The sequence below is a fragment of the Paracraurococcus lichenis genome (genome assembly GCF_030657435.1).
In the GTDB taxonomy this organism is placed as follows: domain Bacteria; phylum Pseudomonadota; class Alphaproteobacteria; order Acetobacterales; family Acetobacteraceae; genus Paracraurococcus; species Paracraurococcus lichenis.
In genome coordinates this window covers 71,252-85,909 of record NZ_JAUTWS010000018.1, presented here as the reverse complement: position 1 = coordinate 85,909, position 14,658 = coordinate 71,252, and the positions used below count along the sequence as shown (strand labels likewise).

The following is a 14,658-nucleotide window of genomic DNA, read 5'->3' as shown; positions in this document are numbered from 1 at the left end:
TCAGTTCGTGCAGACCGGGATCGGGTTGCGCCCCTGGTGGACGCAGTTCGTCCCGACTGGGCTCGGCCTGACGTATTCACAGGCCCCGAGCAGCAGGGGCAGCAGCAGCAGAAACAGGCGCATGGGCGGGTCCTTCAACCGATCCGCCTGATGCGCGCGCCGGCATGAACCGTCCAGTTACGCCGCGGACAGGCGCCGCCAGCGCCGCAGCATCAGCAGCGCGACGGCGCCGAGCCCCGCGGCCAGCCCCACCCAGATCCCGGGCGGCCCCAGCCCCGCCCCGGCCGCGAGGCCGACCCCGATCGGCATGCCGAGGCCCCAATAGCCGAGCGCGGCGAGCAGCATCGGCACCCGCGTGTCCTTCAGACCGCGCAGCGCGCCCGCCGCCACCGCCTGCACGCCGTCGGCCAACTGGAAGATGCCGGCGATGGTCAGCAGCACCGCGCCCAGCGCCGCCGCCGGCGCCGCCTGCGGGTCGGCCGCGTCCAGGAAGGCCCAGGCGATGCGATGCGCCCCGGCCAGCAGCAGCATCGCCATCGCCGCCATGAAGCCGGCGCCGAGCGCGACCGCCACCCAGCCGGCCCGCGCCGCCTCCCGCCCCCGCCCCTCCCCGGCGAAGAGCCCGACGCGCGCCGTCGCCGCCTGGGCGATGCCCATCGGTACCATGAAGGTCATGGCCGCGACCTGCAGCGCGATGGCATGCGCCGCGACCGCGGTGGCGCCGAACCAGCCCATGGCGATCGCCGCCGCGCTGAACACGCCGATCTCGAGCAGCATGGTGCCGCTGATCGGCAGGCCGATGCGCGTCACCTCGGCCAGCTTGGCCCGGTCCGGCCGCCAGAAGCGTCCCAACAGGCGGAAGCGCCCCAGCACGCGGTCCCGCGCCATCAGCCCGAGCAGCCCGAGCACCATCAGCGCATTGGCGAGCGTGCTGGCGATGCCCGCGCCGCGGATGCCGAGGCCCGGCCAGCCGAAGGCGCCGAAGGTCAGCAGCGCGCAGAGCGCGGCATTGACCAGGATCCCGGCGAGCGCGATCCAGAGCGCCGGCGCCGGCCGCTCCATGGCGGCGAGGAAGCCGCGCAGCACGACGAAGGCGCAGAAGAGCGGCAGCCCCCACATCAGCGCCCGGACATAGCGGCCCGCCAGCGCCGCCAGCCGCGGCTCCTGCCCCATCGCCAGCAGCACCGCCTCGGCAAACCAGAGCAGGACCATCGACGGGAGGAGCATGGCCAGCGAGGCCCAGAGCGCGCTCCGCGCCCCGCGCCGCATCTGCCGCACCCAGCCCCGGCCGCCCGGCAGCCTGCCGGCGCCGCGCGCCTGCGCCAGCAGGGGCGTCGCGGCGAGGGCGGTGCCGAGCGGCGCGGCCATGACGGCCCAGTAGAGATTGGCGCCCAGCGTTGCCGCCGCCAGCGCCTCGGTCGAGAGCCAGCCGAGGATCATGGCATCCGTCAGCGCCAGCGCGTGCTGGCTGAGATTGGTCAGGGCGAGCGGCCAGGCGAGGGCGAGCGTCGCCCGCGCCTCCGCCGCCCAGGCGTTGTCCCCGGCGGCCCGTGTGATGGCGTCCATCCGCCCTCCTCTAGCGGGTCCGCGCCGCCGGGTCGCGTGACACGCCGCACGCGCCGCGCGGGCGGGGGCCGCGCCTGTGGCCGGATGGTTGCGCCCGCCGCCCGATCGCGCGCCGCCCCCGCCGCATGCCCTTCCGTTCGGCGCCGAGTGGGGCGACACTTCGCGGCCGAAAGCACGGCCCGCCCGACGGGCCGGCACAACCGGAGTGACGCCATGCACCGCCGCGCGCTTCTCGCCGCCCCGATGCTCGCCCCCGTGGTCGTCCCTGGCGCCGTGCAGGCCCAGGCGCCGCAGATCGCCACCGAGGAATTCATGGTCCCGTCCAAGGATGCCGGGATCGAGATCTTCGTCCGCAACAAGCGCCCGGAGAGCGGCGCGGCGCCGCGGCCGGACCGCACGCTGCTCTTCGTCCATGGCGCGACCTATCCGGCCTCGACCGCCTTCGACCTGCCGCTCGGCGGCCTGTCCTGGATGGACTACATCGCCGGCCGCGGCTTCGACGTCTGGTGCATGGACCTCCGCGGCTATGGCCGCAGCACCCGCCCGCCGGAGATGGCGCAGCCGCCCGAAGCGAACCCGCCGCTCGTGCGCGGCGAGACGGCGGTGGCCGATATCGGCGCGGTCGCCGCCTTCATCCGCCAGAAGCGCAACCTGCCGCGGATCGTCCACATGGGCTGGTCCTGGGGCACGGCGACGCAGGCGCGCTTCGCCGCCGACAACCCCGCCCTCGTCGAGCGCCTCGTCCTTTATGCGCCCGCTTGGCTGCGGGAGGGGCCGAGCCTCTCGGCCGCCGGGACCTCCGGCGAGCTCGGCGCCTATCGCTTCGTCACCCAGGCCCAGGCGCGGGAGCGCTGGCTGACCGGCGTGCCGGCCGAGAAGCGCGCGGCCCTGATCCCGCCCGGCTGGTTCGAGCACTGGGCCGGCGTGACCTGGGCGACCGATCCGGAGGGGCAGCGGCGCAACCCGCCGGCGCTGCGCGCGCCGAACGGCGTGCTGCTCGACGGCCGGGAATACTGGCAGGCCGGCAAGCCCTTCTACGATCCGGCGAAGATCACCGCGCCGACCCTGCTGGTGGTCGCGGAATGGGACCACGACACGCCGCCCGCGATGGCGACGACGCTCTTCCCGCTGCTGACCGCCTCGCCCGGCAAGCGGCTGGTGATGCTGGCGGAGGGGACGCATACCATCATCATGGAGCGCAACCGCGGCGCCCTGTTCCAGGCGGTGCAGGTCTTCCTGGAGGAAGCGGGGGCCTGAGGGCCTGCCTCCGCCCGCGCGATGCGCGTGGCGGAGGCGCGCGGCGTCAGGTTGCGGCGGCTTCCCCTGGGTCCGGCAGGTCGGCATCGGCCCAGCGCCCGACGCCCTGATGCTCGATGTCGTCCGGCATGCCGAGGAGGGGCCGGAAATTCCCGAGCGTGGCGCATTCCAGGAAGCGCAACCGCGTGCCGGTGTCGGCCGCGGCGCAGATCAGGATGCCGCGGACGCCGAGGCCGGCGGTCCGCCGGTCCGCGCCTCCCGTCACCTCGGCAAAGTCCAGGCTGCGGTCGCTGGCGATGACGATGTCGATCACCGCGCGGCCATCCGGCAGCCGCAGCGCCGCGGCGCGCTCCTGGGTAACCTCGAAGCTGACCCATGCATGGGAGGAAGGACCGACGGTGACCTCCTGCTGGCCGATGCCCTGCAGCGTGACCCGGCCCCGGCACTCCCCGCGCGAGAGCCCGAGCAGCCCGATATGCACGATCGCGCTGCCTTCGTCGGGAAGCCTGACGAGGGCGGCAAGGCGCGCCAGCTTGCCCCGCGTCCAGCAGCCCCAGTCCTCCAGGTCCCACCAGTTCTCGCCCTGCCGCAGGGCCTCGGGAGCGGAGCGACCCGGCCAGAGTTCGGTCTCGCGGCAGGGGGAGAGGCCGAGCCAGATGCCGAGCGGCATGTCGCAGGGCCAGAGACCGCGCGCGGCGAGGTCGCGGTGCCAGCCGGGCGCGGCGGGCGCGGAGCGCGCCCAATCGCGGACGAGGCCGGTGATGTCCGCGGCGATGTCGGACCAGCGGCGGGCCCGGAAGGCCGCGGCGATACGCGCCTCCATCCCGGCCCGGGCCGCATCGTCGAAGATCAGCGATTCCAGCGCCTGCTCGAGCGACGCCTGCGAGCCCAGGTCGAAGTACCGCGCGAATTCGCCGCCGGCCTCGGGCAGGCTGGAGGTCCGGGCCACCAGCGGCACGCGGCCGTGGCACAGCGCCTCCGTCACCGGCAGGCCCCAGCCCTCGTAGAAGCTCGGGTAGAGGGTGAAGCGGCAATGCCGGTACAGCGCGGCCAGTTCGGCATCCGTCACGTCGGACAGGATCATGGCCCGGCGCCGGAGCAGGTCGTTGCTGGCAAGCCGGGCGTAGATCGGGCCGCTCTCCCAGCCTGGCTTGCCGATGCAGACCAGCATCGGGACGCGGGCCGGGCCATGGCGGCGGAGCAAGGCCAGCCAGGCCGCGAAGACGGCGAGGTGGTTCTTCCGCGCCTCGATGGTCGAGACCATCAGCACGAAATTGCCGCTCGCCAGGTCCTCGCGCAGCGGCGCGGGCTGGACGCGGGTCTCGGCGGTCCGGAAATCGGCGTCGAGCGTCACCACCGGCGGCATATCGAGGGATTGTCCGAGCGCGGCGGCGACGCGCCGCAGGTCCCGCGCCGAGGCGCGGGAGTTCACGATGATCCGGTCGGCGTGCTGGAACACGCCCAGGATCCAGTCGAGGAACTCGCGCGTCTGCTGCGGCGCGCAGTATTCCTGCGCCGTCAAGGGGATGCAGTCGTGGATGAAGGGGACGTAGCGAAGGCCGTGCAGGACCTTGGCCTTGCGGAGGTGCAGGAAGTAGTTCGGGATGCCCCAGGACGAGCCGAGGTTCACCAGCCAGGCGCCGGCCGGGAAGGCAAAGGGCGGCGCTTCCTGCAGGCGGCCGTGAAAGGCTTCGAAGGCTTCGCGCCATTCCGGGGCCTGCGCGTCGCCCTGCCGCATGGCCAGGTCCGCCAGTGCCATCAGGTCCGCCGGGGCGATCTCCGCCCAGCCCTGCATCGCCCGGACGAAACTCACGAAGCCGATCTCGATATCCGACCGGGGATCGGCCAGCAGGTTGCGCGCCACCTCGATCTGCACCCGCTGGATGCCGGTCGGCAGCCGTGAATGGATGAAATACTCGATCAGGTCCGAGACATCGAACACCATGGAGACCGGGACGGCCGCCGATAGACCCGGCCCGGTTGCGTCGGCAACAGGCGCAAAGAGCTTGCCGTCATCCATGAGGAGGTTCTCCTGGCGCACATCACGAATTCGTGCGCAGGAATAACGGTATTTTCGTTCGTTTCAATAAAGGATACCGGCCGCCGTCGCCGGGATCGGCTACTGCCACAACCCCCGCGCCGCCAGCCAGTCCTGCACCACCTGCGCGACCGCCTGGTTGTTCCTGTCCATCATCATCATGTGGCTGTTGCCGCGGAGGCCGCGCTCGGGCAGCGAGACCACCTCCACGGCCCCGCCCGCCGCCCGCAGCTTTTCGTAGAAATCGAGGCCGCGCTGGCGGATCGCCGGCCAGCGCGCGTCCTGGTCGATGAAGTCGCCGTAGAGCGCGAGGACGGGGATGCCGCGCAGCGCGCCCAGCGCCTCCGGCGTCGCCTCCCCGAAGCCGGAGGGCTCGAGCAGCACCAGCGCCCGGACCTGCGCCGGCTCCGCCTGGGCGGCGCGGCAGGCGAAGAGCCCGCCCTGGCTATGCGCCAGCACGACCGCCGGCCCGACCTGCCGCAGCAGCGCCCGATAGGCCGCAAGCTGCGCCGCATCCGTCGTGGTCCAGCGCGGCACCACCTGGCGCATGAAGGCGTCATAGGCGTCGATCGGGAACTGCGTGCCGGGCAGCGCGGTCCGCGTCCGCCAGCTTCCCGGCCCGGCGCCGATCCGGAAGCGCTCCCAGGGGTCCTGCTTCGTCAGGAAGACGGGATCGCCCTGGAAGATCTCCGGCGACATCGCCCAGCCGGCGCGGCCGCGCTCCACCGCATCAGAGACATAGGTCGCCCAGCCCCAGCGAAGGAAATACTGCTGCCAGCCCTCGCGGCCGTCGGGCGTGCTCTCCCAGGTCACGCCGGTGAGGCCGCCGCCATGCCAGAGCAGCAGCGGCACCGCGCCGCGCGGCGCGGCCGGCAGGTGGTACTGCACGTACATCGCCTCGACCTGGTAGGTGCCGTTCGGGTCGATGCGGGCCGGGACGCTGCCTGGGACCAGCGCTACCTCCTTCACCGGCCGTCCCGTCACCACGGCCTCCCGCCCGCCGATATGGAAGCTGCCCATGGCGCGCAGCGCGATCGGCGGCTCCCCGGCTCCCTGGGCCAGGACGGGGGCGAGGCCGGGCGCGGCGGCGAGCGGGGCGGCGAGCAGCCGGCGGCGCAACATGGCGGGTCTCCTCCCCCATCGTTCCGCGGAGGCTAGAGCAGATCGCCGCAGAGTGGAAACGCTCGGAGGCGTGAATCTGCTCCAGAAATCAAAAGCCTAGGGCATTCTCACGCTGCACGGTCAGCGTGAGAATGCCCTGGCCTGCGCACGCGCCGTTGACACCCCAACTGGCGGGTCTAACCCTTCCATCCCTCGGGGAGTGATCGCCATGGCCGGTTCCGACCAGACCAAGAAGAGTTTCAAGCTGCGCAGCCAGCGCTGGTTCGATGATCCGGAAGACCCGGGCATGACCGCGCTCTATACCGAGCGCTACCTCAACTTCGGCATGACGCGGGGCGAGCTGCAATCGGGCAAGCCGATCATCGGCATCGCCCAGACCGGCAGCGACCTCGCCCCCTGCAACCGCCATCACCTCGACCTCGCCAGGCGCGTCAGGGACGGCATCATCGCCGCCGGCGGCATCCCGCTCGAGTTTCCCATCCACCCGATCCAGGAGACCGGCAAGCGCCCGACCGCGGCGCTCGACCGCAACCTCGCCTATCTCTCCCTGGTCGAGGTGCTGCACGGCTATCCGCTGGACGGCGTGGTGCTTACCACGGGCTGCGACAAGACGACGCCGGCCTGCCTGATGGGCGCGGCGACGGTGAACATACCGGCCATCGTGCTCTCCGGCGGGCCGATGCTGGACGGGCATTTCCGCGGCCAGCTCACCGGGTCCGGCACCATCGTCTGGGCGGCGCGCAAGCAATTGGCGGCCGGGGAGATCGACTACGAGCGCTTCATGGAGCTGGTCGCCTCCAGCGCGACCAGCGTCGGCCACTGCAACACCATGGGCACCGCGCTGTCGATGAACAGCCTGGCGGAGGCGCTGGGCATGTCGCTCCCCGGCTGCGCCGCCATCCCCGGCCCCTACCGGGAGCGCGGGCAGATGGCCTACGCGACCGGCAAGCGGATCGTCGAGATGGTGCACGAGAACCTGCGCCCCTCCGACATCCTGACGCGCCAGGCCTTCGAGAACGCGATCGTCGCGGCCAGCGCCATCGGCGCCTCCACCAATTGCCCGCCGCACATCATCGCCATCGCCCGGCACATGGGTGTCGAGCTGAAGATCGAGGACTGGGACCGGATCGGCCAGGAGATCCCGCTGCTGGTCGATTGCCAGCCGGCCGGCCGCTTCCTCGGCGAGGCTTTCCATAGAGCCGGCGGCGTGCCCGCCGTGATGAAGGAGCTGCTGCAGGCCGGGAAGCTGCATGGCGACGTCATGACGGTGACCGGCAGGAGCTACGCGGCAAATCTCGAGAGCCTCGAGGAGCCGGACCGCGAGGTGATCCGCGCCTATGGCACGCCGATGAAGCAACGCGCCGGCTTCGCCATCCTGTCGGGCAACATCTTCGACAATGCCGTGATGAAGATCTCGGTCATCGATGCCGAGTTCCAGCGCCGCTTCCTCTCCGAGCCGCCGGGCGTCTTCGAGGGCAAGGTCGTGGTCTTCGAGGGGCCGGAGGACTACCACGACCGCATCGAGGACCCCTCGCTCGGCATCGACGCGCGCACCGTCCTCGTCATCCGCAATTGCGGCCCGGTCGGCTATCCCGGCTCGGCGGAGGTGGTGAACATGCAGCCGCCGGCGGCGCTCATCAAAGCCGGCGTCGATACCCTGCCCACCATGGGCGACGGGCGGCAGAGCGGCACCTCGGGCAGCCCCTCCATCCTCAACGTCTCGCCGGAGGCGGCGGTCGGCGGCGGCCTCGCCCTGCTGAAGTCGGGCGACCCGATCCGCATCGACCTGAACACCCGCAAGGTGGACGTGCTGATCCCGGAGGCGGAGCTGGCCGCCCGCCGCGCCGCTTGGCAGCCGCCGAAGCTGGTCCACAAGACGCCCTGGGAGGAGATCTCCCGCAGCATGGTCGGGCAGCTCGGGACCGGCGGCTGCCTGGAGCCGGCGACGCTCTATCTCAACATCCTCGAGACAAAGGGGGAGAGCCGGCACAACCACTGAGGGTTGCCCGGCGGTTCCGTCGGGCGGGAATCCGCCTGACGGATGACGGCAATCGACATGCCGCATTGGAATCGGCGGCCGGGATGCGCAAGTATGGCGCCAAGCGAGGGGCGGCTATCGGGCCGCCCCCTCCAGAGGGTCGATCCACATGTCCCGCATCCTGCCTGCCGCCGCCCTGCTTCTGGGCCTGGCCGCGGCGCCCGCCTTCGCCCAAGGGTCTCCCGCGCCGGAGGATCCCTCCGCCCGGACCCTGCAGCAGAACCAGCGCGCCTTCATCCCGACCCCGGCACGGCCCCAGCCCCGCCAGGCCGAGGCCGTGAAGCAGCCGCCGGTCGCCGCGCTGCCGCCGGCGGTGGCGCGCCGTTTCGCCCAGGCGGAGCCGGCGCGGCGCTGAACCGCCACCCGACACTCCGCTGACGGCCAAGGGCCGGGGGACTACCCCCGGCCCTTGTCGTATCCGACCCCCCGCGACGTTTTCCCTCCGCCGGACAGGCGTTAGGCTCCCCCGCAACACCACGGGGGAGATGTCCGATGCAGGGACCCGCATCGCGCCGCGCCATGCTCGCCGGCGCGGCCACAGCCGCCGCGCTCGCCGCCGGCCCCGCCGCGGCCGAGGAGGCGGCGGTCTGGGGCGCGCAGTACTGGGCCGGGAAGGGCCCCGTGCGCCTCTGCCTCTACCGCAAGCGGCTCGGCGTCCCGCGGCCCGGGGAGGCGCCGCGGCCCGTGCTCTTCCTGGTGCACGGCTCCTCCAACTCCGCCCAGCCGAGCTTCGACCTGACCGTGCCGGGCAAGGGCGAGTACTCGCTCATGAACGTCTTCGCCCGGCTCGGCTACGATGTCTGGACGATGGACCACGAGAATTACGGCAGGTCCTCCCGCACCGGGTCGAACTCGGACATCGCCAGCGGCGCCGAGGATCTCGCCGCCGCCGCGCCTGTCGTGGCGCGGGAGACGGGCGCGGCGCGCTTTCACTACTGCGGCGAAAGCTCGGGCGCGCTGCGCGCCGCGGTCTTCGCGGCGCGGGAGCCTGCGCGCGTCGATCGCCTGGTGCTGTCGGCCTTCACCTATACGGGGAAGGGCTCGCCGACGCTGGCCGAGCGCGCGAAGCGCCTGCCCGAGTACCGCGCCAGCAACCGCCGCCTGCGCGACCGCGCCATGATCCGCAGCATCTTCACCCGCGACCTGCCCGGCACCTCCGACATGGCGGTCGCCGAGGCGCTGGCGGATGCCGAGCTTGCCTTCGGCGACCAGATCCCGACCGGGACCTACCTGGACATGACGGCCAACCTGCCGGTGGTGCAGCCGGAGGCGGTCAAGGCGCCCGTCCTCATCATCCGCGGCGAGCATGACGGCATCGCCAGCCTGGCCGACCTGCAGGACTTCTTCGGCCGGCTGCCGAACGGCGATCGGCAGTTCGTCACGCTGTCGCATGCCGCGCATGCGCTGGGCTTCGGGCTGAACCGGCAGCAATTCTGGCACGCCATGCACGCCTTCCTCGCCATGCCGCCGCCGGTCGCCGCCTGAGCCCCCACTGACGCCCCCCCACTGACGCCCCCCCATTGACGCTGCGGGCGCCGCCGCGATGATGGCGGCCGAAGAGCAGGGTGGGGACGGGCCATGGCCGGCAGGCTGCAGGGCAGGCGGTGCTTCGTGACGGCGGCGGGCCAGGGCATCGGCCGGGCGGCCGCCCTCGCCTATGCCGCGGAGGGCGCGAGCGTCGTCGCCACCGACCGCGACGCCGCTAGGCTCGCGGGGCTCGAGGCGCAGGGGATCGAGACCAGGGCGCTCGACGTGCTCGACGATGCCGCCGTCGCCGCCGCCTTCCGGGACGCCGGGCCGCTCGACGTGCTGTTCAACTGCGCCGGCTTCGTGCACCAGAACTCGGTCGAGACCTGCACCGACGACGAGTGGACCTTCGCCTTCGGGCTGAATGTCCGGGCGATGTGGCAGACCATCCGCGCCGCGCTGCCGGGGATGCTCGGCAAGGGCGGCGGTTCCATCGTCAACATGGCCTCCGCCTGCTCGAGCGTGAAGGGCGCGCCGAACCGCTTCCTCTACGGCACGACCAAGGCCGCGGTGATCGGCCTGACCAAGTCTGTCGCGACCGACTACGTGGCGAAGGGCATCCGCTGCAACGCGGTCTGCCCGGGGACCGTGGACACGCCGAGCCTCGGCGACCGCATCGCCGCCAATGCGGCGCAGGCCGGCGGCCTGGATGCCGCGCGGCAGGCCTTCGTCGCGCGCCAGGCCATGGGCCGGCTGGCGACGGCCGAGGAGATCGCGGCGCTGGTCGTCTATCTCTCCGCGCCCGAGAGCCAGTTCGTCACCGGCCAGGCCATCGTCATCGACGGCGGCTGGATGCTTTGATGCTTCGCGCCGGCATCAAGCCGCCGCGCCTCTTTCCTGCGCCGACGCAGCCAGCCGCCACACCAACCCTGCCTGCGTCGGCAGTATTTCGTTTCCGGAGGACCCACCCATGAAGCTGCTCCGCCACGGCCCAGTCGGCCAGGAGAAACCGGGCCTGCTCGACGCCTCGGGCACCATCCGCGATCTCTCGGGCGTCGTCTCCGACCTCGCGGGCGAGGTGCTCTCGCCCGCCGGGCTGGCGAAGCTCGCCGCGCTCGATGCGGCCTCGCTGCCTGCGGTCGATGCCGGGGTGCGCATCGGCCCGCCGACCTCGGGGATGAAGAACCTGGTCTGCATCGGCCTCAACTACGCCGACCACGCGGCCGAGACCGGCGCGCCGGTGCCGAAGGAGCCGATCGTGTTCCTGAAGTCGCTCGGCGCCCTATGCGGCCCGAACGACGACGTCATCATCCCGAAGAACAGCGTGAAGGCGGACTGGGAAGTCGAGCTCTGCATCGTCATCGGCACGAAGGCCAAATGCGTGTCGGAGGACCAGGCGCTCGACCATGTCGCGGGCTATGCCGTCGGCAACGACGTCTCCGAGCGCGAGTGGCAGATCGAGCGCGGCGGCTCCTGGGACAAGGGCAAGGGCTGCGACACCTTCGGCCCCGTCGGCCCCTGGCTGGTGACGAAGGACGAGATCCCCGATCCGCAGAACCTCGCCATGTTTCTCGAGGTGGACGGCAAGCGGATGCAGAACGGCTCCACCCGGACCATGATCTTCGGGGTGAAGGCCATCGTCTCCTATGTCTCGCACATGATCACGCTGCACCCGGGCGACGTGATCTTCACCGGCACGCCGCCCGGCGTCGGCCTCGGCATGAAGCCGCCGGTCTTCCTCAAGGCGGGCCAGACCATGCGCCTCGGCATCGAGGGCCTGGGCGAGCAGCGGCAGCGCACCGTCGCCTACGAGGGCTGACCCGCCCGTCCCGCCGATCGTCGGCGTCACGGAAAGGGCCGGCGGCGCATGGGCATTGCGCCGCCGCGCCTGGCGGCGGCAACATCCGCCGGGCATCGGACGCGCTCAACCACCTGACGGGTGCGCCGCGCGTCCATGGCGGCGACGTCCTCGCGGTCGGACGCCGCGAACGGGACGCGGAACGGCTCCACTATCCCGGGCGGGCGAAGCGGCTGTTCGTCGATCCGAACAGCCGCTGGCCTGTCTGGGTCAGGCGAACATCTGGTCCGTCTGCGGTGACGTGCCGCCGAACTGCGTCTCAAGCGTCTGCGCCAGGCTTGCCAGCGCCACGGAGGCATCCGGGCCGTCGAGCGGCAGGTAGATGCCGTTGGCGACGGGGAGGCCGGGCTTGTAGCCGGCCTCGCCATTGACCTCGTTCACCGTGCCCGCGCCCTGCTGCGCGGTGACGTCGAGGCCGTGCACCTGCACCTCGCGCCCCGTCAGGCGATCCTCGAGCTCGCTGAAGATCTGCCGCTGTACCGGGTCGTTCTGGTCGAACTGGTAGGTCTGGTGGATCTGCAGGTTGCCGGACGCATCGGCGGTGCCGGAATTCGCCGTCAGGACCGCATCGCTGATGCTGCCGTCCTGCGTCAGGGTCAGGATCACCGGGCCGGTCACCCGCTCACCCTCCGCATCCTCGACGAAACCGTCGCGGTCCGTATCCAGGCTGGCATTCGGCAGCAGCGAGGGCGCGTTGTTGGAGAAGCCATGGATATGCGCGGGATGCGCCTGGTCCGGGGTCAGCCCGGCCATCCAGAGATCGACTTGCAACGTCCCCGCCGCAGCGTCGAGATGCGCCATCGAGAGGCCGTAGGCACCCGAGTTGTTGGACGGGAGCAGCACCGCGGCGAATTCCGTGGCACCCGGCTGGGTTGCCGCCGCTGGCTCCGGCAGGACCGGGCCGCTGCCATCCACCTTCAGCGTATAGGCGCCGAGCGCGACCACCACCGCGCCGGCCTGCTGCAGGAAGGTACTGGCATCGTTGGCGAGCGGGCCGGCGGCGGCCGCATCGGCGGCCGTCAGGGCGAGGACCTGGCCCTGGGCGGCGGGCAGGGTGGGATCGAAGGCCGTAGCGGTCGTGGTCCCGCCGATGCCCAGGATGCTGCCCGCGAGGTGCGACAGGAGCTGCGCGTCGTTCGGCTGCGCCGGGTCGAGCGTGTAGTTCTGGCTCAGCGCCAGCACACCGTTCGCATCCGCCACCGGCGCATCCGCCCCGGCGCCGGCGCCATGCGTGTTGGTCCCGGAGGGGGTGACGTCGAAGAGCGGCGCGCCGGTCGCCACCGCCGCCTCGGCGCGCTCGATGATGCCGTTGCCGTTGGTATCGTCGCTGGCGACCGCCAGCCGCGCGGCACCGCTGCCATCCGGGAAGCCGTCGATCTGGATCGGATGCGCCTGCCCGGGCGTGAGCCCGATGGCAACCAGGTCCACATGCAGCGTCGTGCCGTCGAGCGTCATGCGCGCCAGGCTTGCCACGCCCGAATTATTGGCGGGCGCCACCGCGCTGAAGAAAATCTCGGCCATGAACTGTCTCCTCCGCGGGCCGCAGGCCACAGCGAAGGCGCCGCCCGCCGGTGCGCAACGCCGCCGGCGGCGCAAGGCGCACCTCACGATGATGACAGGAGATTCTCCGGAACAAAGCACGTTCCGGCAGAATCGATCTTTAAAATCGGTCGTTCTGCCGGTGACTATGCCGGCCGTAGCGCCGCCGGCCGGCGCCGCTGCCGGACGCCGCTACATCGTCGCGCCGAGCACCCAGGGGGCGAATTCCGCCGCGCCGAAATCGAAGGCTTCCGATTTCGTCCGCTGGCCGCTCGCGGTCGCCAGCATCAGGTCGAAGATGCGCGCGCCCACCTGCTGCACCGTCTCCTCGCCGGTTACGATCGTGCCGCAATTGACGTCCATGTCCTCCTCCATCCGCTCGTACATCGGCGTATTGGTCGCCAGCTTGATGGAGGGCGTGGGCTTGCAGCCGAAGACGCTGCCGCGGCCGGTGGTGAAGCAGAGCAGGTTGGCGCCGCCCGCGACCTGGCCGGTGGCGCCGACCGGGTCGTAGCCGGGCGTGTCCATGAAGACGAAGCCCTTCTTCGTCACCGGCTCGGCATAGCGCACGACATCGACGAGGTTCGTGCTGCCCGCCTTCGCCATGGCGCCGAGCGACTTCTCGAGGATGGTGGTCAGGCCGCCGAGCTTGTTGCCGGGCGACGGGTTGGCGTCCATCTCGGCACCCTCGCGCTTCGTGTACTCCTCCCACCAGTGCATGACGTCGACCAGCTTCTGCCCGACCTCGGGGGAGACGGCGCGGCGGGTGAAGAGGTGCTCGGCGCCATAGGTCTCCGGGCTCTCGGAGAGGATCACCGTGCCGCCATGCCGCACGACGAGGTCGGAGGCCGCGCCGAGCGCGGGATTGGCGGTGATGCCGGAATAGCCGTCCGAGCCGCCGCATTGCAGCGCGACGCAGAGCTCGCTCGCCGGCACGGGCTGCCGGGTGACCCGGTTCGCCTCGTCCAGCACCTCGCGGACGAAGTCGATGCCGGCCTGCACCGTCTTGCGCGAGCCGCCCATCTCCTGGATGGCCATGTTGCGCAGACGCCCCGACAGGCGCTGCTCCTCCAGCAGGCCGCCGATCTGATTCACCTCGCAGCCGAGGCCGATGGCGATGACATGGGAGAAGTTGGCGTGCCGCGCGAAGCCGCCGAGGGTGCGGCGCAGCAGCGCCAGCGGCTCGCCCTGCGTCATGCCGCAGCCGGTCTTGTGCGTCAGCGCCACCACGCCGTCGACGTTCGGCCAGGCCGCCAGCGGGTCCTCGCCGGTCAGCGGGTTGCGGCGGAAGGCGAGCGCGATGAGTTCCGCGACATGCGCCGAGCAGTTCACCGAGGTGATGATGCCGATGTAGTTGCGCGTGGCGACGCGGCCATCCGCGCGGACGATCCCCTGGAAGGTCGCCGGGACGGGAACCGGCTCGGTCGGCTTCGCATCCTGGCCGAAGGCATAATCCCGGGAAAAATCGCCCATGGCGAGGTTGTGGGTATGCACCCACTGGCCCGGCAGGATCTCCTCGGTGGCAAAGCCGATGATCTGGCCGTAGCGCCGCACCGGCTCGCCCTTCCCGTGCCGCCGCACCGCGATCTTGTGGCCGGCCGGGATGCGGGCGGCGGTCGAGACGCCGGCGCCGACCGGCGTTCCCGGCGGCAGGACCTGGCGGGCGATGACGACGCCGTCCTCGGGGTTCAGACGAATGACGGGTGGCTGGGTGACGGCGTCCATGGCGGTTGCTCCCTTTCGAGGCATATCCTAGCGGCTGGGCCGGATTCC

Annotated in this window: 12 protein-coding genes; 6 read left to right on the top strand and 6 right to left on the bottom strand. The window is 71.7% G+C overall.

Annotated elements, in window-relative coordinates; translation table 11 throughout:
* Both Q7A36_RS19275 and Q7A36_RS19270 read right to left on the bottom strand, forming a co-directional pair.
* On the bottom strand, positions 1 to 123 hold the full coding sequence (locus Q7A36_RS19275) for a hypothetical protein (protein WP_305105364.1): 123 nt from the start codon (positions 121 to 123) through the stop codon (positions 1 to 3).
* A gap of 54 nt (positions 124 to 177) precedes the next feature.
* Positions 178 to 1,566: an MATE family efflux transporter gene (locus Q7A36_RS19270; protein WP_305105363.1), complete on the bottom strand. Its 1,389-nt coding sequence runs from the start codon at positions 1,564 to 1,566 to the stop codon at positions 178 to 180.
* Positions 1,567 to 1,779: 213 nt separating this feature from the next.
* Here Q7A36_RS19270 and Q7A36_RS19265 point away from each other — a divergent pair, with 213 nt between their 5' ends.
* Positions 1,780 to 2,823 carry an alpha/beta hydrolase gene (locus Q7A36_RS19265; protein ID WP_305105362.1) on the top strand — a complete coding sequence of 348 codons (1,044 nt, stop codon included), beginning with the start codon at positions 1,780 to 1,782 and terminating at the stop codon, positions 2,821 to 2,823.
* Positions 2,824 to 2,869: 46 nt separating this feature from the next.
* Here Q7A36_RS19265 and Q7A36_RS19260 read toward each other — a convergent pair whose 3' ends face one another.
* Positions 2,870 to 4,843 (bottom strand): glycosyltransferase family 4 protein, encoded by a 1,974-nt coding sequence (locus tag Q7A36_RS19260; RefSeq protein ID WP_305105361.1) that lies wholly within the window; start codon positions 4,841 to 4,843, stop codon positions 2,870 to 2,872.
* Between the two features lie 99 nt (positions 4,844 to 4,942).
* A complete protein-coding gene (locus Q7A36_RS19255) occupies positions 4,943 to 5,983 on the bottom strand; it encodes an alpha/beta fold hydrolase (RefSeq protein ID WP_305105360.1) in 1,041 nt (346 codons plus the stop codon).
* Between the two features lie 208 nt (positions 5,984 to 6,191).
* On the opposite strand from Q7A36_RS19255, the gene Q7A36_RS19250 reads away from it, so the two are divergent.
* The 5 genes from Q7A36_RS19250 to Q7A36_RS19230 all read left to right on the top strand — a co-directional run bounded on the left by Q7A36_RS19250 (position 6,192) and on the right by Q7A36_RS19230 (position 11,307).
* Positions 6,192 to 7,982 carry an IlvD/Edd family dehydratase gene (locus Q7A36_RS19250; protein WP_305105359.1) on the top strand — a complete coding sequence of 597 codons (1,791 nt, stop codon included), beginning with the start codon at positions 6,192 to 6,194 and terminating at the stop codon, positions 7,980 to 7,982.
* Positions 7,983 to 8,130: 148 nt separating this feature from the next.
* On the top strand, positions 8,131 to 8,376 hold the full coding sequence (locus Q7A36_RS19245; protein ID WP_305105358.1) for a hypothetical protein: 246 nt from the start codon (positions 8,131 to 8,133) through the stop codon (positions 8,374 to 8,376).
* Positions 8,377 to 8,513: 137 nt separating this feature from the next.
* Positions 8,514 to 9,506 (top strand): alpha/beta hydrolase, encoded by a 993-nt coding sequence (locus Q7A36_RS19240; RefSeq protein WP_305105357.1) that lies wholly within the window; start codon positions 8,514 to 8,516, stop codon positions 9,504 to 9,506.
* Between the two features lie 93 nt (positions 9,507 to 9,599).
* Complete coding sequence (locus Q7A36_RS19235; protein ID WP_305105356.1) at positions 9,600 to 10,349, top strand: SDR family oxidoreductase; 750 nt, start codon at positions 9,600 to 9,602, stop codon at positions 10,347 to 10,349.
* 109 nt (positions 10,350 to 10,458) lie between these two features.
* Positions 10,459 to 11,307 (top strand): fumarylacetoacetate hydrolase family protein, encoded by an 849-nt coding sequence (locus Q7A36_RS19230; protein ID WP_305105355.1) that lies wholly within the window; start codon positions 10,459 to 10,461, stop codon positions 11,305 to 11,307.
* A gap of 249 nt (positions 11,308 to 11,556) precedes the next feature.
* Here the strand turns inward: Q7A36_RS19230 and Q7A36_RS19225 are convergent, their stop codons facing one another.
* The gene (locus tag Q7A36_RS19225) at positions 11,557 to 12,867 is read right to left on the bottom strand and encodes a CHRD domain-containing protein (protein ID WP_305105354.1); all 1,311 of its coding nucleotides are present in this window, start codon (positions 12,865 to 12,867) and stop codon (positions 11,557 to 11,559) included.
* Positions 12,868 to 13,077: 210 nt separating this feature from the next.
* Positions 13,078 to 14,610, bottom strand: coding sequence for a UxaA family hydrolase (locus Q7A36_RS19220; protein ID WP_305105353.1), 1,533 nt, complete (start codon positions 14,608 to 14,610; stop codon positions 13,078 to 13,080).
* Between the last annotated feature and the right edge of the window lie 48 nt (positions 14,611 to 14,658).